Consider the following 25,107-nt stretch of genomic DNA (forward strand, 5'->3'; position numbering starts at 1 on the left):
ATTTAATTAGATTTTAATTTTCACTTAACTCATGAATTAAGTCAGCTTCCGCAGCTTCAAGCATAGCAAACTCTTCTTCAGCCGTTTTTGCAACTAAATGGTTTTTACTATAGAAGAAGTAATATAAAGCACCAATTGCATATAAAACAAGAGTATAATTAAATGCTCTTGGGTCAAAAGCATAAACACCTGTTAGGGCAATGATTGATAATATAAAAGCAATACCAGAAGTTAGAACTCCACCAGGAGTTTTATAAGGTCTTGGCATATCTGGATTTTTAACTCTTAATAAGATATGACTAAATGCCATTAGTGCATATGAAATCGTAGCCCCTACAACTGCCATAGCTAACATTAAATCACCCTCACCAGTTAGTGAAGCTAAGAATCCTAAAACACCTGGAACAATTAAAGCCCAAGTAGGAGTTTTCTTTTTGCTTGTTAAAGATAAAAATTGTGGTAGGTAACCAGCTCTTGATAAGGCAAATACTAATCTACTATATCCGTAAATGATAGAGAAAAATGATGCAATTAAACCAGCTAATCCTAATACATTAACAATAGTTGCTAAAGTAGTATTCCCATTTACATTTAAAGCATCTACTAATGGAACAGCACTTTTACCCATTGCATCAGCACCTGCAACACCTGCAAGTAAAAATACAACTAAAACTGCAGAGATAAGTAGAAAAATCATAGCTGCAATAATACCTTTTGGTACATCTTTTTCAGGATTTTTTGCTTCTTCAGCAGCTAATGGTACACCTTCAACTGCTAGGAATAACCACATACCAAATGGCAATGCAGCCCAAACACCATGCCAACCAAATGGTAAAAAGCTAGTAGCTCCAGCAACATCAGCAGAAGCTTTAATATCAAATAGATTTGACACATCAAAATTACCAATTAAAGCAAGAGCAGTAGCAATAATAGCAAATACAGCTAAAGCACTAATTACCATCATAGTTTTTAAAGCTTCCCCTGCACCAAATAAGTGAATTGCAATAAATACTGCATAAAATAGTGCATAAACTAATGGTCCATTAATACCGAGTAAAGCCTCAACAGCAGAACCAATAAAAATAACAATAGCAGCAGGTGCAATAGCATACTCTATTAAAATAGCAAGTCCAGTTAAATATCCACCAGCTGGTCCCATAACCTGTCTTGCAAAGCTATATCCACCACCAGCAGCTGGTATTGCAGCTGACATTTCAGCTAATGCTAAAACTAAACAAAAATACATTACAGCCATTAAAGCAGCAGCAATGGCAAATCCACCCCAACCAGCTTCTGCAATACCAAAGTTCCATCCAGCAAAATCACCTGAAATAACATATGAAATACCAAGTCCAGCAAGTAACATCCAACCAGCTGTTCCCCTTTTTAACTGTCTTTTTGCAAGATAGTCTTGATCAATTTTAGTTTTTCCCATTTCTCTTATCCTTTAGTTTAGAAGAAAGTTTTCTTCACTGTTAGTTAGTTCGATTTCATCATTTGTCGTTCTATCTTTTAAATTTACTCCTGATAATTCCAATCTTCGAGATTCTTTTAATAGATAAATTGTTTTTTTTACAGCCTCGGCATAAGATAATCCATCTAACCGAACATTTGAGATACAATTTCTACTTGCATCTGTAAGGCCAACCTGTGCGTCCCAGGTAAGATATAAACCAAGACTATCAGGGGAGCTTAACCCTGGTCTTTCTCCAATTAATACTAAGGTTGCTTTTGCATTTAATAACATGCCAACTTCATCGCCAATAGCTACTCTTCCTTGTTGAACAACTGTAAAAGGGGCTATGCTCCATTCTTGTTTATCTTGTGATAGTGCTTGGCATAATTTATCTATAAAATTAATGGCATTTTCTTTTATTGCCAAAGATGAAAGCCCATCTACAATTACAATTGCTAAATCATAAGGTCTAGTTTCAACTGAAACTGTATCTTTTAATATGTTATGTGATTTTTGATTTAGTTTTCTTCCTAAATCAGGTCTTTGCAGATATTCAATTCTATCTTTTGCTTCAGAGTGTAGAAGAATAGCTTTATGTCCTTTTTGTAAGAGCTCCTTATTAGTTCTATTTGAAGTTACAATATTTACATTAAATGAGGTATTATTTATTTGTTCAAAAATATAATCTACATCTAGGGGTAAATGAACAGCATCTTGTGCTTGGGCATGTGCTAATTGAAACTCTAGTAAGTGAGAAGTAGGAAGACTAACTCCACTTCTTCCTAATCCAATTCTTGCATCTGTATACTCTCTTAGGACTGACCATGGATTTTTTATAACATTTGATTTATTTGATGTTTCATTTATGATTTTATTTTCCATATTAAGCTCCAATTACTTTTTTAAGTGATTTTGAAAAGCCAGAAGGGATATCATCATTTAAAGAGAATGTATCTGTATTTGTAAATATTTCCATCTTTTTTAACCATGCTTCAAATTCAGGAGCAGGATGCAAGTCTAAAACTCTTCTTGCATAAAGGGCATCATGGAAAGAGGTTGTTTGATAATTAAGCATGATATCATCAGAACCTGGAATTCCCATAATAAAATTACATCCAGCAACTCCAAGTAGAGTTAATAAGTTGTCCATATCATTTTGATCTGCATCTGCATGGTTTGTATAACAAATATCACAACCCATTGGAAGTCCTAATAGTTTCCCACAAAAGTGATCTTCTAATCCTGCCCTTGTAATTTCTTTTCCATCAAATAAATATTCAGGTCCAATAAAACCAACAACAGTATTTACTAATAATGGGTCAAACTTTTTAGCAACAGCATAAGCTCTTGCTTCACAAGTTTGTTGGTCAACTCCAAAGTTTGCATTTGCTGATAGGGAACTTCCTTGTCCTGTCTCAAAATACATAACATTATTTCCAACGGTTCCTCTATTTAAAGAGAGTGCTGCTTCTCTTGCTTCTTTTAAAATAGATAAATTAACCCCAAAGCTTGTATTTGTACCTTCCGTTCCTCCAATAGATTGGAAAACCAAATCAACTGGTGCCTTTTTTTCAATAGCTTCAATAGTATTTGTAACATGGGTTAAAACGCATGATTGAGTAGGAATCTCATATTTTGTAATTATTTCATCCATTATTTTTAGAAGTTTTATAGTTTGTTCAACATTATCAGTTGCTGGATTAATACCAATTACTGCATCCCCATTTCCATATAATAATCCATCTAAAATACTTGCCGTTATTCCTCTAACATCATCTGTTGGATGATTTGGTTGTAATCTTGTTGAAAGATGATTTTTTAGTCCAATTGTATCTCTAAATGCAGTTTTTACAGGACATTTTTTTGCTACTAATATTAAATCTTGATTTCTCATTATTTTGCTTACTGCTGCTACCATTTCAGGTGTCATACCAGCTCTTGCTTGTTTTATTAATTCAGGTGTTGTATTATCACTTAAGAGCCAATCTCTAAAGTCCCCAACGCTTAGATGAGAGATGATTTTAAAAGCTTCACTATCATGGTCATCTATAATAAGTCTAGTGATTTCATCTTTTTCATATGAGATAAGATGCTCTTCTAAAAAAGTTTTTAGACGTACTTCAGCTAATCTCATTTGAGCTATTACTCTCTCTTGTGATGAATTTGCAGCAACTCCTGCTAAAACATCCCCTGATCTTTTGGGTGTGGCTTTTGCCATTAAATCAGCTAAGTTTTTAAAGGTATAAGTTTTTTGTCCAAGTATATGTTTATATGTATTTTTCATAGTCAATCCTAATGTAAAATATCAAAGAATTTTGGTTATTAATTTCTTTAGAATAATTTTACAGTAGAATTGTAGCTTGAATGTAGGTGTAAAGATATCTATAAATGTATAAAAAATATACAGATTTTATATAATTAAAATAATTAATAAAGTTGATTGTTTTTGGAAGATTATTTAATAATATTAAAATAAAAGGATGATAAAGACAATTTTAATAATTGTCTTTATCTTTATTTATGAGAAGGTCTTTTGTAAATCTTATGACTTTATTTCTACCTGTCTCTTTTGCTTTATATAAACATAAATCAGCAAATTTGATACATTTCCACATCTGATCAGTATCACTAGGTAAGAAAGAATAACCAATACTTACAGTTTTACTAAATGATTCATTATTAAAAGTATATACTAATTTTGAAAATTCACTATTTATTCTTGTAGCTAGATCTTTTGCACTCTCTTCAGTTGGGTTTTCCATAATTATTAGGAATTCTTCCCCTCCAAATCTAATAATGAAATCATTATCAGAAATTTCTGCTTTCATTGTTTTTGAAAGTTTTTGTAAAATGGTATCACCTGCATCATGTCCATAAGTATCATTAACCATTTTAAAATAATCAATATCTAAGAACATAACAGCATAAGTTGAACCAAGAGTTAATTCTTGAGGCATTTTTTTCTCTATAAACTCATCTAAATATTTTCTATTATAAAGTCCTGTCAATCCATCAACAAGATTTCGCTCTCTTAAAACATCCATTAGAATTTTACTTTCTAAAATAGGTTTTGTCTCTTCTAAATATTTTTTAATAATTCCTATTTTGTATTTAGTCTCTTCTAAATGGTTTTTACTATCACACAGAACATGAACAGTTATACTTTTGTGTTTATTTATTGTAAATGGAATACAAATATAATCTGAACAATCATCACAAGTAGCAATTCTACAAATTTCTGGGAAGTTTTCTGATAAAACTACTGTATCTGTTCGCTCCGCTCTACATTGCTCTTTTATATTTTTAAGTAGACTACAACATGGTCTTGTATTTTCTGTAGAGAATATTACTTTTCTGTTATCTCTTTTTAAATCATTTTCATAAATACAAAAGCTTTCTATTTTTAACTTATCTTTAAAAACTTGTACTAATCTATAATAAATATCATCTTTAGTTAAATCAGTTTCTATAGTTTTTTTATAGTTATATATTTCTGTAATATCTTCTATTATCTTTTGTGCAGTTAAAAGTTTGTCACTACTTGTACTACTAGCTCTATTATGCACAAATGATGTTAAGTTTTTCTCAATACCCGTTAGTACGGTTTCAAGTTTTTCAATGATTTCATTTAGCCATTGAAAGGCTTCTTTATCTTCTTTTAGAACACCTTCTTTTGCTCTAACTGAATAGTCACCTTCATGTACTTTTTTTAACACTTCTGTAATTGAATCAAATGATGAAGTATAAGGTTTGATTTTTCTACTTATATAAATAAGTATAAGTATTAAAAATACTGTAATAATTGCAATTATATTTAACAATACAGTAATACTTGAAATTCTATCATCTTGAATATCAAATTCTAAAGATATAGCACCTAAAACCTCTCCTTCTTTTGCATTATGACAGCTTAAGCAATTTGGTTTATCAACTGATGAAGCAGTATAAGGAATAGTGATTCTTAAAGTAGCACTTTTTAAAGACTCACTAGGAAGAGTAATTACTTTTCCTGTTCTTAAAACTTTTTCATCAATCGCATCTTTTGGTTTTTCATTTCTATTTGCAGATTTACCAAATTGTTTTGAAACATTATCTCCTCTTATTATCCATAAATCTTTTATCTCTTTTATTTGACTAATGCTAGTTAAAAAAGTTTCTCTTTTATCCATTGTTCCATTAATCATATGGGAAGTTAATGTCTCTTTTACAATGTCTGCAGCTAAATAAGCTCTTTTTATAGCTCCGTTATATCCACTTTCTCTTGAACCAATTGCAACTAATGCTACGATTACTATAGTTAATAAAGTAACCATTGAAAAGATTATTATCGTAATTTTTTTATTTGAATCCATCTTTTAACCTAAATTAGAGTTTAAATAATTTTATCATAATTAGAATTTAATTTTAATATAACTATTTGTAATTTTAGAAAAAAATTGTTATTTTATGTTGATTTAATATAAATTATTTATAATTAAAGCAAAAGTAAGAAGTAGTTTTAAGTATATTCTTAATATAATTTATTTTTAGTTAAAGGAAAATAATGAATTTAAGAGTTTTGGTTGTAGATGATAGCTCAACTATGAGAAGAATCATTGTTAATGTTTTAACACAACTAGGCATCTCTACTGATTATATTCATGAAGCAGAAGATGGATTAGTTGCCTTAGGAAAAGTAAAAACAAATAGCTATGATGTGATTTTAACAGATTGGAATATGCCAAGGATGAATGGATTACAGTTTGTTCAAAATGTTAGAAAATTACCTAAATACGCACATACACCAATTTTAATGATAACAACTGAAGGTGGGAAAACAGAAGTTATAGAAGCTTTAAAAAGTGGAGTTAATAATTATATAGTAAAACCATTTAACGCAGATACACTAAAATCAAAATTAGAACCTATATTAAATAAAAGTAAGAAATAAAACTTATTAAATTTTAATTGTAATTAATCTTCTTGAACCTCAGGAAGTTTTTTTGCTAAAAATATTGCGACTACACCTACTAAAGATAAAAATAAAATAATCCCACCAACTCCAATTATAGAACTAAGAGTTCCAATTGAACCACTTAAAAGTAATATTATTCCAATTAAGGTATTACTAACAGCTACATAATCTGTCCTTTTATTTCCCTCTGCTAAATCAACTATATATGTTTTTCTTCCAATTCTTATACCTTGATACCCAATACTTAAAACAAAATAGATAATAGGCATAATCCATATATATGAAAAAAGCTGAGAATAAAAATAATAAATTAAAGATACAATAAAACCTACAGTTGTAGCAATTGTTGCTCCCCAAAGCATGACTCTTTTACTAGATATATCTGAAAATTTACCCCAAAAATTAGCAGACAATAAATCTGCTAATCCACTTGAAAGAATAAAAAGACCTAATAAATAAGTATCATCATTTGAGTGTTCTTTAGCTATGATTACAAAAAAGGGTGCGCTTAAAACTGAACATAAAAATAGTGCTCTTGTTATCACAAAAAGTCTAAATGGTTTATCAGTTTTTAAAATAGATAGTTTTTTAATAGCTACAGTAAAGGCATTTCCTCCACCCTGTGTTTCCCCTGCGAACTCGTTTATTTGTGAATATATAATTGCTGCTAAAATCCAAAAAACTCCAGCGATAAAAAGTAGTACTCCAAAGTTTTGGGAAGAAAAAGGTTTTTCTCCATTTAATAAAAAATAGACTCCAAGGACAACAACAAGCAGACCTGAAAGCATTGCAGAAAGTCCATTTAAAGCACCTCTTCTTGTTTTAGGAATTGTTTTACCTATTACATCTTTTGCTGCAACTGAACACAATCCTCTTGCTAAACTCATAAGTATAAGTAATGCAATAATTGCTAAACCAGCATTTATTCCTTTTAAATTCCAAGCTACAAGACCAATTCCAAAGATACATAAGGCTTGTAAGATTGAGCCAATTACCCAAGTCCATTTTCTAAGAGGAAGTTTCCTAATATAAGATGCTATAAAAAGTTGAGGAAGAAGTGAGCCTGATTCTCTAATTGGAACTAAAAAACTGATCAAAAATACAGGAACATTTAAGCTATGCATTATCCAAGGTAAAATTATTTTTGTATTAGAAATTGCATCTGCAAGTTTAGTAAAGAAGTAACTAATAAGAGTTAGAAAAAAATTACCAGCTACCACTTTACAAGCTTTTTCATCTATAGCTTTGCAAACTCTTGCATCTTCTTCATTTACAAGTTTATTGTATATACTATCTGTATTGAATTTTTTTAAAGGCATATTATAAAGCTTTAAATCCTTCTTCTAAGTCAAGTGACCCTTCGTAAAAAGCTTTTCCAACTATAACACCAGCAATATTTCCATTTGCTTTACAGTTTGTTATATCATTTATATCTTTTACTCCACCACTAGCAATTGTATCTATTCCACTAGCAAGGGCAATTGATTCTGTGAATTCTACATTTACACCACAAAGCATCCCATCTTTACTTATATCTGTACAAATAATAGCTTGAACACCTGCATTTGCAAACTCTTTAGCCAAAGTTGTAGCTTCCATAGTAGATACTTCTGCCCAACCTTCAACTGCAACCATTCCATTCATCGCATCAATTCCAACAGCAATTGGATAACGGGAAGCCATATCTTTTACAAATTGTGGATCTTTTACTGCAATTGAACCTAAAATTAATCTATCAACTCCTAGTTCAACATACATTTTGATAGTCTCTTCATCACGAATACCACCACCAAGTTCGATTTTAAGATTACAGTTTTCTCTTATTTTTCTGATTTGTTCCAAGTTTGCTGGTTTTCCTGCAAATGCTCCATTTAAATCTACTATATGAACCCATTTACTTCCAAGTTCTTCAAATCTACGTGCAACTTGCCAAGGCTCATCCGAATAGATTTTTGCACTATCCATTAAACCTTTGCTTAGTCTTACTGCTTTTCCATCTTTTAAATCAATCGCTGGTAATATATCCATAATAAATGCTATCCTTTATTTACATAAGTTTTCTATAGTCTCTTGTATTGTTTTATATTTAAAATCAAAGCCTAAATCTAATAATTTTTTAGGAAAGGCACTTTGCCCATCTGTTAAGACTTTTGCACCTTCACTAAAAATAATATTTAAAACAAATTCTGGCACTGGAAGTATAGTAGGTCTTTTTAGTGTTTTTCCTAAAGCTTGAGTTAATCCTTTGTTTGTAGTTGGAGTTGGAGCACTTAAATTAAATGTATCTTCATAAGAGTTCTCAATTACAAATTTATAGGCTTCAAGTAAATCTTCAATATGAATATATGAAAATGCTTGTTCACCACTTCCTATTACACCACCAAGTCCTAATTTAAAAGGAAGTATCATTTTTTGTAAAGCTCCACCATCTTTTCCTAAAACTATTCCAAATCTAAAAATAGAGACTTTTGTATTTTCACTTTTTGCTTTTAAAGCTTCTTTTTCCCACTCTTGACAAATTGACGATAAAAAATCATTTGAATAAGTTCCATTTTCATCATAAGTTGCTTTATTGTCATATATACCAACAGCAGAAGTTGAGATTAATAATTTGGGTGGATTATCTATATTATTTATTGCGGATACTAATTTTTGTGTAGTATTTATTCTACTTGAGTAAAGAAGTTTTTTATAACTCTCACTCCATCTATTTATTATATTTGCACCAGCAAGGTTTATTAATATATCGCTTTTATCAAGTAAATCCTCCAGTTTAGTTTTATCATTTAAAATTTCTCTTTTTATAGGAAGAATTTTATAATCTAAATTGGTAAAGAATTTAGTCAAACTACTACCTACAAATCCACTAGCTCCAGATATTGCTATTGTCTTCATGGTTTATCCTTTTTATAGTTTAGTAAAGTTCTTTAAAATCTGAATTCCATTGTCATGTGATTTTTCTGGATGAGGTTGAAAACCGTAAATATTATCTTTTTTTACAGCACTTACAAACTCATATCCATAAATAGTTTTTCCAATAATATTTTCTTCACTAGTAAGCGCATGGAAAGAGTGAACAAAATATAAATATGGATTCTTTAGTCCATTAAATAAAGGGTCATTATTATTTATAATTGTATTCCAACCCATATGTGGTACTTTAAAATCTTCATGCATCTTAGTTTTATCAAATTTTACAACTTCACCATTTATAAGACCCAATCCATCACTATGACCAAATTCTTGTGAACTTTCAAAAAGAAGTTGCATACCTAAGCAAATCCCAATCATAGGTTTACCAGTTTTTGAATACTCTAATATTGCTTCTTTCATACCTGTAGTATTTAAGTTACTCATTGCATCTGCAAAAGCACCAACACCTGGTAAAATAATTCTGTCAAAGTTTTTTAGCTCATTTGGGTCTTTTACAATTGATGCTTTTGCATCCAACAAATGACAAGCATTGTAAACGCTTGCTAAATTTCCCATATTATAATCAATAATTCCAATCACTTCTGTCCCTTTAATTGGTTCCACCAATTAAAGGGAACCCTATCATATAAAATAAATTATACTAAAGTTTTGCATCAGCTAGGGTTAAAGAAAATAATACTTTATTGTTTTTTTTCTCTAAAGCTTTTTTGGCTTCTCTAATTGTAGCACCAGTAGTAATTATATCATCGCATAAAATTGTTGTTTTATCATAAATATTTGTTAATTTAAAACGCCTTGGATTTTTTTCTCTATATTCTTTATCTTTACCCGCATATTTGACAATATTTGTTGCTTTTAGAACATTATATTGAGCCTTGATATTTTTTGAGTTTAATGCATGAGCTAAAATTGCAGTGTGTGAAAACTCATGTCTTGAATGATCATCAATAGGTATAGATATTATCTCATTATTGTAATGAAAAGTAGAAGCAAATTTTTCAAAAGATAATTTTGCAAGTATATTAAAAATCTTATCCCCAAAAAAATAATATTTTGAAGAGAGTAAGTCTTCAAGTTCACTAAGAGAGTAAAAAGAGTAATTATAAAATCCTTCTTCAACTTCTCTTTTATAAAAAGAAGGAGTAAGTAATGTTGTCTCACAGGACTTGCATATTATTTTAAAAGACAAATTTTCACATAGTAAACATTTCATGATCAATTTTAACTAAAAATTTATTAATTAATTTAATTTAAGTTTTTTTAAGAAAAATATAAATGGTAAATTTTCTTTTACTAAAATTATGATATTATTTCAAAAAATAATAATAAGGAATTACAGTGATTAAATTTAAATCTCTAAAATCAAAATTTTTAGCTTATATAATATCTACTCTTTTTGTAGTATTTGTTATTGTTACAATCATATTATCAAATATTATTGCAAATAAATCTATACAAGAATCAGAAAATCAATTTCAAGGTAGTGCAGAGCATATTGCAATTGCATTTAATACATTAGATAATAACTTACATGAAGTTATGAAAGGGTATTTAAATGTTATAAAAACATATTTACCTGATTCTTATAATATAGATAAAGAAAAAATAGTAAAAGTAGGAAAAATAGATGCTCCAGCTTTTTATAATGGCACTACATTATTAAATAATAATTTTGAGCCTTTAGAAAAATATACTCAGACAACAAGTGTAATTGCTACAGTTTTTGCAAGAATGGGTGATGATTTTGTAAGAGTAACAACTACATTAAAAAAAGAGAATGGAACTCGAGCTTTTGGAACAATGTTAGGACAAAAGTCACCTGCAATGAAATCTATGCTAGAAGGTAAAACTTTTTATGGGAAAGTAAAGCTTTTTGGGAAAGATTATTATGTGGTATATGAACCAATTTTAAGGGATAATAAAGTTATTGGAATCCTTTTCATTGGATATGATTTTACATCTGCTTTAAGTTCTCTAAAAAAAGATATTAGAGATATAAAAATCAATAATGATGGATATGCTTTTATGATGGATAAAAAAGGTAATTTAATTATTCATCCAAAAAATGAAGGTAAAAATCTTTTAGATGTAAAAGATAACAAAGGAAATTTCACTTTTAAAGATATGATAAAAGGTGAAGATAGACTTATAAAATATACAAATACTGATAATATTGAAAAAATTGCATATGTAAAGCATCTAAAAGGATTTAATGCGGTTTTAATAGTAAGTGATACAATTGATGATGTTTATTCTTTCAGTAAAAAAGCAACTACTTATATTTCAATTGCCTTTATTATTACTTTAATTATTATTTCAATTTTATTACTTATTGTTACTTCAAAAGTTGTGGGAAGTCCTCTTGAGAAACTAAATACTGGTCTTTTAGACTTTTTTAAATATATAAATAAAGAAAGTACAAATGTAAAACTTTTAGAGGTAAAAGGCGAAGATGAATTTGCTCAAATGTCTGAAGTAATTAATAAAAACATAAAAAGAACAGAAATTTTAATAAAAGAAGATTTAAGACTTATTGAAGAAGTTAAAGCTGTAGTTAATAGTGCAAAAAATGGTGATTTGAATAAACGAGTGAAAGTAAGTACAAATAATGGTAGTCTTGAAGAATTAAAAAAGATTTTTAATGAGATGCTTAATGTAACAAGTACAAATGTATGCCAAAATGTAAATCAATTAAAAGATGTACTTTTACAATTTAAAAATCTTAATTTTACTCAAAGAATAAAAAATGACTCTGGATTAGTTGCAGTTGGATTAAATGAATTAGCAGAGATAATAAATAAAATGCTTGTTGAAAATAAATCAATAGGGCTTAAATTAGATGATAGCTCAAGACAATTACTTGATAATATGAGTAGACTTAATAATTCTACAAATGAAGCAGCAGCAAGTTTAGAAGAGACTTCAGCAGCCTTAGAAGAGATAACAGGAAATATAAGAAATAATTCTGAAAATATATCTAAAATGTCATCACTTTCTAAAAATGTATTAAACTCTGCAAGTGATGGACAAAAACTTGCAAATGAGACAACAGTATCTATGGATGAGATTAATGAGCAAGTAAAAGCAATCAGTGAAGCAATAGTTTCAATTGATAATATTGCTTTTCAGACAAATATTCTTTCATTAAATGCAGCTGTAGAAGCAGCAACAGCAGGTGAAGCTGGAAAAGGTTTTGCAGTAGTTGCTCAAGAAGTAAGAAACCTAGCAAATAGAAGTAGTGAAGTTGCAAAAGAGATTAAAGACATAGTTGAAAATGCAAGTCACAAAGCTGATAATGGAAAAGAAATAGCTGGAAAAATGATAGAAGGGTATATTCAGCTAAATGAAAATATTTCTCAAACTATTCATCTTATTTCTGATATTGAGATGGCATCAAAAGAGCAGTTACAAGGAATAGAACAAATTAATGATGCAGTTAATAGTTTAGATAAACAAACACAACAAAATGCATCTATTGCAACTCAAACAAATACTATAGCAGTAGAAACTGACCATATTTCAAAAGCTGTATTGAAAAGTGCAGATGATAAAGAGTTTGTAGGGAAAAAAGAAGTGACTTCTAGTACTTATGAGATGTAATTTTTACATCTCATATTAAAGCTTACTTCTAAAATATTAGAGTATCATTTCTAAAAAAATCTACAAAAGAAAATTTATGCTTGTATCGAAACCTTTTATTCTATTTTTAAAATATGTTATTCCTTCTATGTTGGGCTTTTTAGCAGTTTCATCTGCTAGTATTATTGATGGATATTTCGTAGGAAATTATGTGGGTTCTGTAAGTTTAGCAGCAATCAATGTATCTTTCCCACTGTTTAATATCTTGTTTGGATTTGCTTTGATGTTTGCAGTTGGAAGTTCAGTAATAACTGGTAAATTAATGGGAGAGGGCAATAAAGTAGAAGCTTCTAATGTCTTTTCAAAAGCTATTTATGTAATAGTAATACTCTCAATTTCTTTGAATTTGTTACTTTATTTAAATATAGAGAAGGTCTTAGATTTAATAAATGTAAAAGATGAATTAAGAGTTGAAACCCTAAATTATCTTCCTACTATTTTAAAATTTTTACCATTTCTGATGGTAGGGATTACTGTTGATTATTTTGTAAAAGTAGATGAAAACCCAAATTTATCTTTTTTGGCTTTAGTTATAAGTTCACTTGTAAATATTGTTCTAGATTATATTTTTATAGTAAAACTTGATTGGGGCATAAATGGTGCTGCATATGCCACTGGTATTTCACAAGTTGTTATTTTATTGGTTTTACTTCCACATTTTTTTATGAAAAAGACAACACTTAGATTAATAAAACCAAGGGGGAGTTTTTTAAGTATATTTAATGCTTTGAAAAATGGTTCTTCTGAGTTTGTAAATGAATCATCAGTAGGTATTACCATCTTAATTTTTAATTATATTTTGCTAAAAACCTTTGGTCCTTTGGGTATTGCTTCATTTACTATTGTTGGTTATTTTATAACAATTAGCATTATGACTAGTTATGCTGTTTCAGATTCTTTGCAAGCTATTATTAGTAAGAATTATGGTGCACAATATTTCAATAGAATGAAAAGTTTTTTAAAATTAGGATTAGTAAGTATTTTATGTGTAGAAATAGTTTTAACTCTATTTGTGATAATTACCCCAGAGACATTGATAAATATATTTATCAATGATACTGATATAAAAACAAAAGAGATAACAATAAAGTTCATCTCCTATGTGTGGCCAGCTTTTATTTTTTCAGGCTTAAACATGTTAGCAAGTGCATATTTAACATCAATACAAAAGCCACTTTATTCTGGACTAATAGCTATTATGAGAAGTTTTATTTTTCCTATGATATTTATTTTTACTTTACCTTTTGTTTTTGGGAATATAGGAATATTTATAGCCTTGTCTTGCGCAGAGATAGTTACTTTTATTTTCGCTTTTAGATTTTTTATGAAAAATAGACCAAGTGTTTTAGCTAAATTTGTTTAACCTACATGTTGATAATGGAATATTTTAAAATTGATAAAACTAATCATAGTTTTCAAGTTTATTAAATTGATGAATTATAAGTCTATTTTTATCAATTTTTCCTATAATATTTTTCTTTATTAAATCATTCATAATAGTTGATACTGTTTGACGCTTTGACCCAATAAAACTTGAAAGATCTTTAATAGATAAATTTAAATCTATGCAATATTTGCCATCTATTAATGTATCTTGTGTTGTAGCAATTTCCATTAGAAATAATGCAACTTTTCTTTTACAAGATTTAAAAACAAGATTTTTGATTATATTTCTTTCTAGTTCTGCTCTGTGTTTAAGAGATCTAATAACAGAGGTAGAAAACTCTTTATTAGCAAACAAATAAGTAAATTTCTCTGCATCAATTAAATAAACTTCACTATCTTCTAAAAATTCAATACTACATGAAGTCTCAGGAATAATTATATTGTTCTGTTTTAAAAAATATAAAACAAACTCTTCTCCATCTTCATAAATCATGGCTTTTGCTTTTCCACTTTTAAATACATAAAGTGTCAAAGTTCCATCTTCATACTCTAAAGCTCCTTTTTTAAACTTCTTTGTTTTTAATGAAGAAAAATCCTCTTCAGACAAAATCTCTGTTAAATTAATTGAATCAATTCTTAATCTATTGGAATCCATTTTCATCCTTAAAGTAAAAGTGTCTTTTAAGCTTAACTTCAAAAATACTAGCAATATTATTCTTTTGTTATCATAAAGCTAAATAAATTTATCAAAATCTACTTATTTAAAAATAATTATTATTAAATAATTATATACCTAATAAAATAATTTTATGTAAAAAATTATGGGAAAAGTGTCAGCGATGTGACAGAAATAAAAATAATTTACTCTGTATAGCCTCATGAATTCGACATTATTGATAAAAAATCATATTTTAAAGTTATTTTAAATTTTAAAACTTTTTTTATTTTGTCATATCCCTGACAGAAAAAAAATTATTAATATATTAAAATTTTGGAAGTTTTTAAATTATATTTAAGTATTTATACTACTTATAATTTTTAAAGTATTAAGACAGAAGTGAAGAATAAGAAAAAAATTGGTGCAGTTAGTGTGATTATATATTTATCAACTAGTTGCTTAAATGAAAAAAATTATACTTTTCAAAATTCGTGATTAAACAGATGTGCAAATGCATCTATCTGAATTAAATCAAACATTAAGGAGATAGTTATGAGCTTAGCGTTGAATAATAAATTTGTTGTTGCAAATCCAAATACTTGCATAGGGTGTGCTACATGTATGGCGGCATGTTATGAGTCTGCATACGAAAGAGGTAAATTAGCAGTTCCAAGATTAGTTGTGACTAGAACATTTAGTGGAACGGTACCTAATATATGTAGACAATGTGATGATGCCCCTTGTGCAAATGTTTGTCCCGTTGGGGCATTGGAGTTTGGTAAAGATTCTATTTTAGTGCACGAAGAGTTATGTATAGGTTGCAAAATGTGTACTTTAGTTTGTCCTTTTGGTGCAATTAGACCAGAAGCAGAGCTAATGCCTTCTATTGACTATATTACTGAACCTAAATATAACTTAGGTATTGAATCAGAAGTTGGTGCAAAAAGTATTGCGGTTAAATGTGATTTATGTATAGGAAGAGAAGATGGACCAGCCTGTGTTGAAGTTTGTCCAACAGAAGCTTTATCTTTTGCAAATAATAATAATGCCATTGATGATACTGCAAAAAGAAGTATTGAAGTTTATATAAAAGAAAGAGCAAAATTTTTGTAAAGGATAATTTATGACACAAGTATATTTTTTATATCTTATTGGATGTGTTATTTCATTATTATTATATAAACAAAATAGAATTGCTGGAAAAATAGGATTTAGTATATCTGCAATCGCCTCTGCTTATGCAGTATTTTATTTTTTGATGAATTTAGGACAAACAAGTAGTTTTAGTATGTTTGAAAGTTTACTTTATAGTCCAAAATTTATATTAAATCCATTGGGAAACTTTTTTTCATTTGTGGTTTCTCTTATTTCACTAGCTTCATCTGTGTATGCAATACAATATTCACAAGAGTATGAAAATAAAGGAAGTCTTGCTGTTATGGCAAGCATGTTTAATGCCTTTATTTTATCAATGCTTTTATTAATTTCATCATCAGATGTATTTTGGTTTATAATTTTTTGGGAATGTATGACAATAATTTCTGCTTATTTAATTTGTTTTAATGATTCAAAAACTTCATTAAAAGCAATTATGATTTATTTAGGAATTGCACACATCGGAGCTATGTGTATCACAGCAGCATTTTTATTGCTAGCTTCACAAAGTGGTTCATTAGAATTTAGTTCTTTTGAAAATGTAACTTTATCTCCAATTATGGCAAGTATTATTTTTATTCTTGCATTTATTGGATTTGGTTCAAAAGCAGGGATGTTCCCTATGCATGTTTGGTTGCCAAAAGCTCACCCCGCAGCGCCAACTAATGTTTCAGCACTAATGAGTGGGGTTATGATAAAAATTGCAATATTTGGAATTATCAAATTTTGTTTATGGCTTCCAGTGATGCAATGGTGGGGTTTATTAATTATTGTTGTTGGTGCAATATCTGCAATATTAGGTGTACTTTATGCTTTAGTGCAACATGATTACAAAGCACTTTTAGCATATCACTCTGTTGAAAATATAGGAATTATTTTATTAGGTATTGGAACAGGAGTATATGGAATCGCTGCAAATATGCCAACTTTAGCAGCTGTAGGCTTTTTAGCTGGTTTATATCATATTTTAAACCATGCGACTTTCAAAGGTTTATTATTTTTAGGTGCGGGAAGTGTTTTATATAGTACACACACAAAAGATATGGATGCATTAGGTGGATTAGCTAGAAAAATGCCTTTAACAGCATTCGCATTTTTAATTGGTTCTTTATCAATTACAGCAATTCCTCCATTAAATGGTTTTATTAGTGAATGGTTTACTTATCAAGGAATGATTCAAGGTGCATTATCTGAATATGTAAGCAGTAGAGTTGTTTTTACAATCTCCATAATAGCACTAGCCCTAACAGGTGCATTAGCAATCATGTGTTTTGTAAAAGTTTATAGTGTTATTTTTGGTGGTGTACCAAGAGATCAAAAAATCTTTCAAAAAGCAAAAGAAGTTCCTATGACTATGGTTATTGGAATGTTTATTTTAGTTGCTGGATGTGTCGCTTTTGGATTAGGAGCAAATGTAGTAGTTGAAAATATTATGCTTGTAATTTCATCTTTTTCAAAAACATATAATGCAACAAATGGGATTATCGTAACTTCACCAATTGGCTCAATTGTATCACCAGTTTTAATAGCTGTAGTTATAGTAGTTAGTTTATTACTTCCTTTACTGATAGTCAAATTATCAAAAGCAAATAAATCAAAACCAAGATTAACAGATCCATGGGCTTGTGGTTTTAAATATGATAGTCGAATGCAAATGACAGCTTCACCTTTTACAGGTGATTTAAGAAGACTTCTTAATTGGTTATACAAAAGTGAAACAAAAGTTATAGACCAAGGTTATTTTAAACCAGTTGTATATGAAACACATGCAAAAGATGTTTGGTGGAGTTATTTATATGAACCAGTAATTAAATTAACTCTTAATACAGCAAAATTTGTTGCAAAAATGCAAAATGGAAATGTAAATGCGTACTCATTATATATCTTACTTGCTTTATGCCTTTTTGTTGGTATTAGCTACATTATTTAAAGGACAAGTTATGAGTAGTATATTTTTTATGATTATTCAAGTTATTGCAATTGTTCTTGTTGCTCCTTTATTTGATGGAATGGCTAGAAAATTAAGAGCAAAACTTCAATCAAGAGAAGGTATCCCTGATTTTTTCCAAACATATAGGGATATTTATAAATTGATGAAAAGAGCAAGAACCGGACCAAATTGTGCCCATTGGGTTTTTAAAACAGGACCTTATACTCTATTTGCAACAGGTGCAGCATTGTTAGCAGCTATTCCAATTACATATAGTACTAATACTTTTGCAGGTGCTTACTCAGATATTCTAGTATTTATTTATTTAGGTGCCTTATTAAGATTTATATTTGGTGCAACATCAATTGACTCTGGAAATCCATTTGCAGGTGTTGGTGGAGGAAGAGAACAAATAATTGGTATTTTTGTTGAGCCAGTTATGATGATTAGTTTGTTAGTTGTTATTTTATTAGCAAGCACTACTAATTTAGTTGAAATTCAACATATGGTTAGAACAGGACAAATTGGTTACCAAACACCAGCCTTTGCCGTTGCGTCAATATCATTTTTATGGGCAATGTATGTGGAAGCTGGAAGAAATCCATACGATTTAGCAGAAGCAGAACAAGAGTTACAAGAGGGTGTATTAGGTGAATATTCTGGTTCAGATTTTTCCCTTGCACATGCAGCTTTAATTTTAAAACAATTTGCAATGATAGGATTATTCCTTACTATTTTTGAACCTTGGAATTTTGAGAATCCATTTTTAGCACTTATTGGTTTTATTTTTAAAGCAGGAGTTTTTTATGTTGCCGCTGTTTTTATTGACAACTTTGGCCCAAGATTTAAAATATTGACAAGTTTTAAAAATAGTGCAATTCCTCCATTGATTGTTTCATTTATTGCACTTATTTTATATGTTGTAGGAGTTTAAGATGATTGATATACTAAGTATTTTATCAATAGTTTTAATTATTAGTTCACTTTGTGTATTTGGAATCAGAAATTATAAAACAGCCATATATGCATATTCATTTCAAACATTTATATTAGTATTGATATTTTTATATCTTTATGCAACATACTCAGCAAATGAATTAGGTGGATGGGCAATTATTGCATTTTTTACAAAAGTTATGTTTGTTCCATTTATATTATTAAGATTAATAAAAAAAATAAATGTTGTTCATGAAGATGAACCAGTACTTGGATTCTTTGTTAGTCCAATTGTTGCTATTGCTTTTTCTTTAGCTATTGCAATGGCTTTATATCCAATTTATTTAGAATTTTCTTTGATAAAAGAGCATATTCCATTAATTGCATCTATTACAATTTTTATGATAGGTATATTTGGATTTGTTTTAAGAAACTCTGCAATTAAACAAATACTTGCGTATTGTACTTTTGAAAATGGTATTCATTTATCACTTGCTCTAATGGCATACAATTCACCAGAAATTGTTGAACTTGGAATCTTAACTGATGCACTGTTTGCTGTAATTATTTTAGCAATCTTTGCACAAAGATTTTATAAATATTTTGGTTCTTTAGATGTTTCTAAAGCAACTGAATTGAAAGGATAAGTTATGGATATGCAACAATTATTAATTCTATTAATGCTTATTCCATTAGTTTCATCAGTTGTTATTTGGTTTTGTGTAAATAATTATAAACTTTTGAGTACTTTACATGTCATTGCTTCAATACTTACAACAGTCGTAGGTTTAATGGCAGTTTCAAATGTAGTAAATGGAACAACATATTTTCTTTTTGATGATATGTTTTTTCTTGATTCTTTAGGTGCAGTATTTATCTCTCTAATAGCAGTAACAGGCTTATTAGTAAATTTATATTCTGTTAAATATATGCAATGGGAAATTAACAATAAGCATTTAGTTGTAAAAGATACGAAATTGTTTTTTTCATTATTCCACTTGTTTGTTTTTACAATGACTTTCTCAGTGCTTTCAAATAATATTGCATTGATGTGGGTAGGAATTGAAGCTACAACTTTATCTTCTGTATTTATGGTTGCTTTACATAAAAGTAGTAAATCAACTGAAACTGGATGGAAATATATAGTTATTTGTAGTATTGGTTTGGCTTTTGCTTTATATGCAACTGTATTGCTTTATAGTGCAGGGTTTAATGTAATCAATGACAGCCACAGCGCGATGCTTTGGACAACTATAATGACACATGCTAAAGATATAGATCAAGATGCATTAAAACTTATATTTGTTTTTGCTTTGATTGGTTTTGGAACAAAAGCTGGGCTTGCACCAATGCATACTTGGTTACCAGATGTTCACGCAGAAGGTCCAGCACCATCATCAGCAATGCTTTCAGGAATACTTTTAAAATGTGCAATATTAGGACTTATTAGATATTACGCAATTGTAGGGAACTCATTTGCAGGATTTGAATATGTTCAAACAATGATGATTTTTAGTGGATTGATTACTATATTTATAGCATCATTTTTTCTTCTTGTTCAACATGATGTAAAAAGAATGTTTGCTTATCACTCTATTGCACATATGGGTGTTATCGCTTTTGGTTTAGGAATTGGAGGACCAATAGGATTATTTGCTGCACTATTTCATGCTTTAGCACACTCAGTTACAAAAGCCTTAGCTTTTTGTGTAACAGGAAATATGATTCAAATATATGGAACAAGAGATATGAGAAAAATGGGTGGATTAATAAGAATAGCTCCTATTACAGCGATTTTATTTGGAATTGCTGTTTGTTCTTTAGTAGGTGTTCCTGGTTTTGCAATATTTGTAAGTGAATTCTTGATGATAAAACAAGCAATTATTAACAATATGAATGTCGAAGTGATTTTATTTATCATAGGACTTATAATTATTTTTATTGCTGACTTTTCACACTTTAATCTTGCTACATTTGGAGAAAGTAATTCAAGAGTATTAAGAAAAGAATTACCATTAAGTGCTAATTTACCTTTAATAGGATTAGGAGCATTAATTATGGTATTTGGATTATTTACTATTGAACCTTGGTTTACACTGCTTAAAAATGCAGCAAATATTATCATGGGAATTTAAGGAGCTATGTTATGAAAATAGGTGATAAATTAATAAATAAAGTGAAAGAAAAAATAACAATTCACGAAATATATAGACAACCAGAAGATCAAATTACAATAACTGTTGATAGAAATGATTTACCAGAAACTGTGAGAATTTTATATTATGATTTAGGTGGTTGGTTATCAAGCATGATTCCAAATGATGAAAGACAAATAAATGGTAATTTTGCTCTTTATTATGTTTTATCAATGGAAGGTGGGAAAATGACTCCTGAAGATGAGTTACCACAAGATGAAAAATGTTGGATTACAGTTAAAACTTTTATTCCAGCAAATGACCCAACTTTTCCATCCGTAACTTTAAAAGTTCCTGCTGCTGTTTGGTATGAAAGAGAAGCATATGATATGTTTGGTTTAACGGCAATTGGTTTACCAGATCCTAGAAGATTGGTTGTATCTGATGATTGGCCAGAAGGTTTATTTCCATTAAGAAAAGATGCTATGGATTATAGACATAGACCAGATCCCGTTGATCATAAAGATGAACCTGAAGCAAAATTTCTAAAACCAGAAGGTGCAGGAGTACTTGATGTTCCCTTAGGACCTTTACATATTACAAGTGATGAACCAGGTCACTTTAGATTGTATTGTGATGGAGATACAATTATTGATGCAGATTATAGACTTTTTTATCAACACAGAGGTATGGAAAAACTAGCAGAAAATAGAATGAATTATGACCAAATGGGATACTTAGCAGAGAGAGTTTGTGGTATCTGTGGTTATGCTCATGCTATTGGTTGTATAGAAGCTGCAGAAAAAGCAATTGGTTTAGAAATACCACTAAGAGCTCAAGCTATGAGAGTAATTTGTCTAGAAATAGAGAGACTTCATTCCCATTTATTAAATATAGGTCTTGCCTGTGAAGTAACTGGAAATGTAAATGCTTTTATGCATATTTTTAGAATTAGAGAATTTTCTATGGAATTAGCTCAATTAGTAACAGGTGGTCGTAAAACATACGGAAATGTTGTTATGGGTGGATTAAGAAGAGATATGACAGGAACTGAGATTAAAAAAAGTCTTGAGTTATTAGAAACGATTGAAGAACAAACTAAAGAAGTTTGGGAAGCTGTTATGGATGATAAAAATCAAGTTGATAGATGGAAAGGTGTAGGACTTTTAGATAAACAAGTAGCAAGAGACTTTTCTCCCGTTGGTCCAAATATTAGAGGATGTGGTTTTAAAAGAGATTCAAGATATGACCATCCATATGATTTTTTAACACAATTAGATTTTGAAATACCAACTGAAAATGGATGTGATGTATTTGCAAGAGAAACTGTTAGATATAGAGAATTATTAGAATCAGTATCTATTATAAGACAGTGTTTTGAGATGATGCCAGGAGGTTTAACTGTAATTAAACCACAAACCATGATTAAACCAGGTGCATATGCAATTGGCAATGATGAAGCACCAAGAGGTGAAAATATCCATTGGATTATGCATGGAAATGCACAAAAAGTATATAGATGGAGATGTCGAGCTGCGACATATAACAATTGGACATCTTTAAGATATCAGTTTAGAGGAAATACTATTGCTGATGCTGCACTTATTGTTTGTTCTTTAGATCCATGTTATTCTTGTACAGAAAGAGTAACTGTTGTTGATATTAATAGTAAAAAAACAAAAATATTAACTTATCAAGATTTGAAAAGATATTCACAATCTTCGAAAAATCATCCATTGAAAAACATGTAGGAGTAAGAGATGAAACTACTAGATATGACAAAAAAATATGGGAAAGCAACTTATAAATATCCTTTAGAACCTTATGAAGTATCTGAAGGATTTAGAGGAAAACCATCATATACATATGATAACTGTATAGGTTGTACAGCTTGTGGGGTTGCTTGTCCATCAAATGCAATAAATGTAAAATTAAATGAAGATAAAACAAAACTTGTATGGGAATTTGATGCTGCGAGATGTATTTTTTGTGGTAGATGCGATGAGGTTTGTCCTACTGGTGCAATTGTTCTTTCTCAAGAGTTTGAATTAGCTGTTAAGTTTGATAAAAATAACTTGAAAGAAAGAGGAGAGCTTGATGTTGAATATTGTGAAGTTTGCAATAAACCATTTACAACTAAAAGATTAATCTCTTACATCTTACATAGATTAGAAAAAGTTGGTTGGGACAAAGAAACTTTAGGTGAAAAAGTAAAATATGCAAAAACTTGTCCTACTTGTAAAAGAGAAGAAAAAGTTGAAGTTATAACAAAATATTTAAAAAGGGGTACAAAATGAGTAAAACATATGTAGTACCAACAGAAATAGAAAATTCAAATACTCTTGAAGCCAAACTTGAACATTTAAAAAATATTAAAAGAAGTTTCAATGTATATAGGGTGGATTGTGGCTCATGTAATGGTTGTGAAATTGAAGTGTTTGCAGCTATTACACCAATGTGGGATCCAGAAAGATTGGGATTTAAACTAGTAGCTAGTCCAAGACATGCAGATATTTTACTTTGTTCAGGACCAGTTACTAGACAAATGTATTATCCACTCTTAAGAGCATATGAAGCAACTCCAGATCCAAAAGTAGTAGTAGCAATTGGTGCTTGTGGTTCTAGTGGAGGAATATTTCATGATGCTTATAGTGTTTGGGGTGGAATTGACAAAGTTATACCTGTAGATGTTTATATTCCAGGATGTCCTCCTCATCCTGCAACTATTATACATGGATTGGCTTCTGCTCTTGGAATTTTAGATCAAAAACTACAATTCAAGGAGCATACACAAGATAGCGATGAAGCAATTCTTGTAGAAGATTCATTAATAGGAAATATTCTTTTTGAAAGAGATATTTTAATCGAATCAAAAAGATTGATGAGTTATTTTTTTGGTAGAAAACTTTATGAAAAATATATAAGTGCACTAAAAAAATCAACTGATATTAAAAATATTAAAAAAACTAAGGAGGTAATTGAAATATATAGTAGTGAAGAAGAAGATTCAAGATATGAAGAGTGTATGAAAAGACTTCATAATAATGTTTATTTGAGATATATGAAACAGTTTGCACCCATAAAAGACGATTATAAATTTATAATATAAGAAGTTTAAGATGATTGAAATATGTAAATTAACAAAAAGAAGAGTGGAACCCACATCAAATGAGTTACCTCAAAAATATGAACAAGTGAAAATTTTTTCTATGTCTGTTGGCCATGGTGTTGGCACAATTGATTTTATGGAATGTATAGAAGAGATAAAAGAAGAAGATTACAAAAAACTTATAGAACAATGTGAGGATTATGCACAGTTTAAATTAGGAAATTTAACTAAATATTTTGAAGTTGAAATTTTCCCAGAACATGCACAGAAATTAATTCCCCAAATGCCAGATTGTTCTTTAAAAGATATTTTTTCTTCTTTAGAAGAAGGTTTTATTGTTATAAGGAAAAGTATATGAAAAAAGCAATTCTTACAATAGGAAATACCTTAAGAGGTGATGATGGAATCACTTCATATTTAGGAAAGCTAATTGAAGGTGAAGAATCTTTAGATTGGAAAATATTTTATGGTGAAGATGTACCAGAGAGTCAATTTCATAAAATTAGAGAATATAAACCCGATTTAGTTGTTGTTGCCGATGCAATGACAGGAATGAAAATAGGACAAGTGGAAGTTATTGATATTAGCAATGAAAGAGATTATATGTATTCAACACATAATCTTCCAGCACCAATATTAATGAGTTATTTAAAAGGATTTTGTAAAAGCGTTCTTTTTTTAGGTCTTACAGTAGATTTAGAAAATGTATTAGAGATTAATGAGAATATTTCAAAAGAAGCTGAAATTACAGCTAGAAATGCATTGAAAAAAGTTTTTGAAATTGATTCAATTTTTGATAATAATTAAAAAAGGAA

General features: G+C 29.3%; 23 protein-coding genes. 13 read left to right on the plus strand and 10 right to left on the minus strand.

From position 1 onward, the window contains the following. Positions 1–13: 13 nt before the first annotated feature. The 4 genes from eat to CRU95_RS04915 all read right to left on the minus strand — a co-directional run bounded on the left by eat (position 14) and on the right by CRU95_RS04915 (position 5,808). The gene (gene eat / locus CRU95_RS04900) at positions 14–1,435 is read right to left on the minus strand and encodes an ethanolamine permease (RefSeq protein WP_129100034.1); all 1,422 of its coding nucleotides are present in this window, start codon (positions 1,433–1,435) and stop codon (positions 14–16) included. Between the two features lie 12 nt (positions 1,436–1,447). Continuing rightward, positions 1,448–2,338: an ethanolamine ammonia-lyase subunit EutC gene (gene eutC / locus CRU95_RS04905; protein ID WP_129100035.1), complete on the minus strand. Its 891-nt coding sequence runs from the start codon at positions 2,336–2,338 to the stop codon at positions 1,448–1,450. Position 2,339: 1 nt separating this feature from the next. Further along, the gene (locus tag CRU95_RS04910) at positions 2,340–3,740 is read right to left on the minus strand and encodes an ethanolamine ammonia-lyase subunit EutB (protein WP_129100036.1); all 1,401 of its coding nucleotides are present in this window, start codon (positions 3,738–3,740) and stop codon (positions 2,340–2,342) included. Between the two features lie 211 nt (positions 3,741–3,951). Next, a complete protein-coding gene (locus CRU95_RS04915; protein WP_129100037.1) occupies positions 3,952–5,808 on the minus strand; it encodes a GGDEF domain-containing protein in 1,857 nt (618 codons plus the stop codon). A 191-nt stretch (positions 5,809–5,999) separates the two neighbouring features. Between CRU95_RS04915 and CRU95_RS04920 the strand changes: the two genes are divergently transcribed. Next, the gene (locus CRU95_RS04920; RefSeq protein ID WP_129100038.1) at positions 6,000–6,386 is read left to right on the plus strand and encodes a response regulator; all 387 of its coding nucleotides are present in this window, start codon (positions 6,000–6,002) and stop codon (positions 6,384–6,386) included. A gap of 23 nt (positions 6,387–6,409) precedes the next feature. Here CRU95_RS04920 and CRU95_RS04925 read toward each other — a convergent pair whose 3' ends face one another. The 5 genes from CRU95_RS04925 to CRU95_RS04945 form a co-directional block, all read right to left on the minus strand. Then, entirely contained in the window at positions 6,410–7,729 is a 1,320-nt protein-coding gene (locus CRU95_RS04925) for an MFS transporter (RefSeq protein WP_129100039.1), read from the minus strand. 1 nt (position 7,730) lies between these two features. Continuing rightward, positions 7,731–8,438, minus strand: a complete 708-nt coding sequence (hisA, locus tag CRU95_RS04930) for a 1-(5-phosphoribosyl)-5-[(5-phosphoribosylamino)methylideneamino]imidazole-4-carboxamide isomerase (RefSeq protein ID WP_129100040.1) — start codon at positions 8,436–8,438, stop codon at positions 7,731–7,733. Between the two features lie 15 nt (positions 8,439–8,453). Then, positions 8,454–9,305, minus strand: coding sequence for a TIGR01777 family oxidoreductase (locus CRU95_RS04935; protein ID WP_129100041.1), 852 nt, complete (start codon positions 9,303–9,305; stop codon positions 8,454–8,456). 12 nt (positions 9,306–9,317) lie between these two features. After that, positions 9,318–9,923, minus strand: a complete 606-nt coding sequence (hisH, locus tag CRU95_RS04940; protein ID WP_129100042.1) for an imidazole glycerol phosphate synthase subunit HisH — start codon at positions 9,921–9,923, stop codon at positions 9,318–9,320. A 61-nt stretch (positions 9,924–9,984) separates the two neighbouring features. After that, the gene (locus CRU95_RS04945; RefSeq protein ID WP_129100043.1) at positions 9,985–10,557 is read right to left on the minus strand and encodes a ComF family protein; all 573 of its coding nucleotides are present in this window, start codon (positions 10,555–10,557) and stop codon (positions 9,985–9,987) included. A 125-nt stretch (positions 10,558–10,682) separates the two neighbouring features. Here CRU95_RS04945 and CRU95_RS16785 point away from each other — a divergent pair, with 125 nt between their 5' ends. Both CRU95_RS16785 and CRU95_RS04955 read left to right on the plus strand, forming a co-directional pair. Beyond that, positions 10,683–12,944, plus strand: coding sequence for a methyl-accepting chemotaxis protein (locus tag CRU95_RS16785; RefSeq protein ID WP_129100044.1), 2,262 nt, complete (start codon positions 10,683–10,685; stop codon positions 12,942–12,944). A 76-nt stretch (positions 12,945–13,020) separates the two neighbouring features. Further along, the gene (locus tag CRU95_RS04955; RefSeq protein WP_129100045.1) at positions 13,021–14,346 is read left to right on the plus strand and encodes an MATE family efflux transporter; all 1,326 of its coding nucleotides are present in this window, start codon (positions 13,021–13,023) and stop codon (positions 14,344–14,346) included. A 39-nt stretch (positions 14,347–14,385) separates the two neighbouring features. On the opposite strand, the gene CRU95_RS04960 is transcribed toward CRU95_RS04955, so the two are convergent. Then, positions 14,386–15,024, minus strand: a complete 639-nt coding sequence (locus CRU95_RS04960; RefSeq protein WP_164969734.1) for a Crp/Fnr family transcriptional regulator — start codon at positions 15,022–15,024, stop codon at positions 14,386–14,388. 555 nt (positions 15,025–15,579) lie between these two features. On the opposite strand from CRU95_RS04960, the gene CRU95_RS04965 reads away from it, so the two are divergent. From CRU95_RS04965 to CRU95_RS05010, 10 genes are read left to right on the plus strand one after another with little or no spacing between them, the layout of a single operon-like run. After that, positions 15,580–16,140 carry a 4Fe-4S dicluster domain-containing protein gene (locus CRU95_RS04965; protein ID WP_129100047.1) on the plus strand — a complete coding sequence of 187 codons (561 nt, stop codon included), beginning with the start codon at positions 15,580–15,582 and terminating at the stop codon, positions 16,138–16,140. Between the two features lie 10 nt (positions 16,141–16,150). After that, a complete protein-coding gene (locus CRU95_RS04970; RefSeq protein WP_129100048.1) occupies positions 16,151–18,112 on the plus strand; it encodes a proton-conducting transporter membrane subunit in 1,962 nt (653 codons plus the stop codon). A gap of 10 nt (positions 18,113–18,122) precedes the next feature. Beyond that, complete coding sequence (locus CRU95_RS04975) at positions 18,123–19,046, plus strand: respiratory chain complex I subunit 1 family protein (RefSeq protein WP_129100049.1); 924 nt, start codon at positions 18,123–18,125, stop codon at positions 19,044–19,046. Position 19,047: 1 nt separating this feature from the next. Then, positions 19,048–19,695, plus strand: a complete 648-nt coding sequence (gene hyfE / locus CRU95_RS04980) for a hydrogenase 4 membrane subunit (protein ID WP_129100050.1) — start codon at positions 19,048–19,050, stop codon at positions 19,693–19,695. Between the two features lie 3 nt (positions 19,696–19,698). Beyond that, on the plus strand, positions 19,699–21,183 hold the full coding sequence (locus tag CRU95_RS04985; protein ID WP_129100051.1) for a hydrogenase 4 subunit F: 1,485 nt from the start codon (positions 19,699–19,701) through the stop codon (positions 21,181–21,183). A gap of 11 nt (positions 21,184–21,194) precedes the next feature. After that, a complete protein-coding gene (locus CRU95_RS04990) occupies positions 21,195–22,934 on the plus strand; it encodes a hydrogenase large subunit (protein WP_129100052.1) in 1,740 nt (579 codons plus the stop codon). Positions 22,935–22,943: 9 nt separating this feature from the next. After that, positions 22,944–23,480: a formate hydrogenlyase complex iron-sulfur subunit gene (locus CRU95_RS04995; RefSeq protein ID WP_129100053.1), complete on the plus strand. Its 537-nt coding sequence runs from the start codon at positions 22,944–22,946 to the stop codon at positions 23,478–23,480. Further along, positions 23,477–24,292, plus strand: coding sequence for an NADH-quinone oxidoreductase subunit B family protein (locus tag CRU95_RS05000; protein WP_129100054.1), 816 nt, complete (start codon positions 23,477–23,479; stop codon positions 24,290–24,292). The genes CRU95_RS04995 and CRU95_RS05000 overlap by 4 nt, the downstream gene beginning before the upstream one ends. A gap of 10 nt (positions 24,293–24,302) precedes the next feature. Beyond that, positions 24,303–24,650, plus strand: coding sequence for a formate hydrogenlyase maturation HycH family protein (locus tag CRU95_RS05005; RefSeq protein WP_013134548.1), 348 nt, complete (start codon positions 24,303–24,305; stop codon positions 24,648–24,650). Then, positions 24,647–25,099, plus strand: coding sequence for a hydrogenase maturation protease (locus CRU95_RS05010; RefSeq protein WP_129100055.1), 453 nt, complete (start codon positions 24,647–24,649; stop codon positions 25,097–25,099). Before CRU95_RS05005 ends, CRU95_RS05010 begins: the two co-directional genes overlap by 4 nt. The last annotated feature ends 8 nt before the right edge of the window (positions 25,100–25,107 follow it).

This window comes from Arcobacter sp. F2176, from assembly GCF_004116465.1.
In the GTDB taxonomy this organism is placed as follows: domain Bacteria; phylum Campylobacterota; class Campylobacteria; order Campylobacterales; family Arcobacteraceae; genus Arcobacter; species Arcobacter siniprincipis.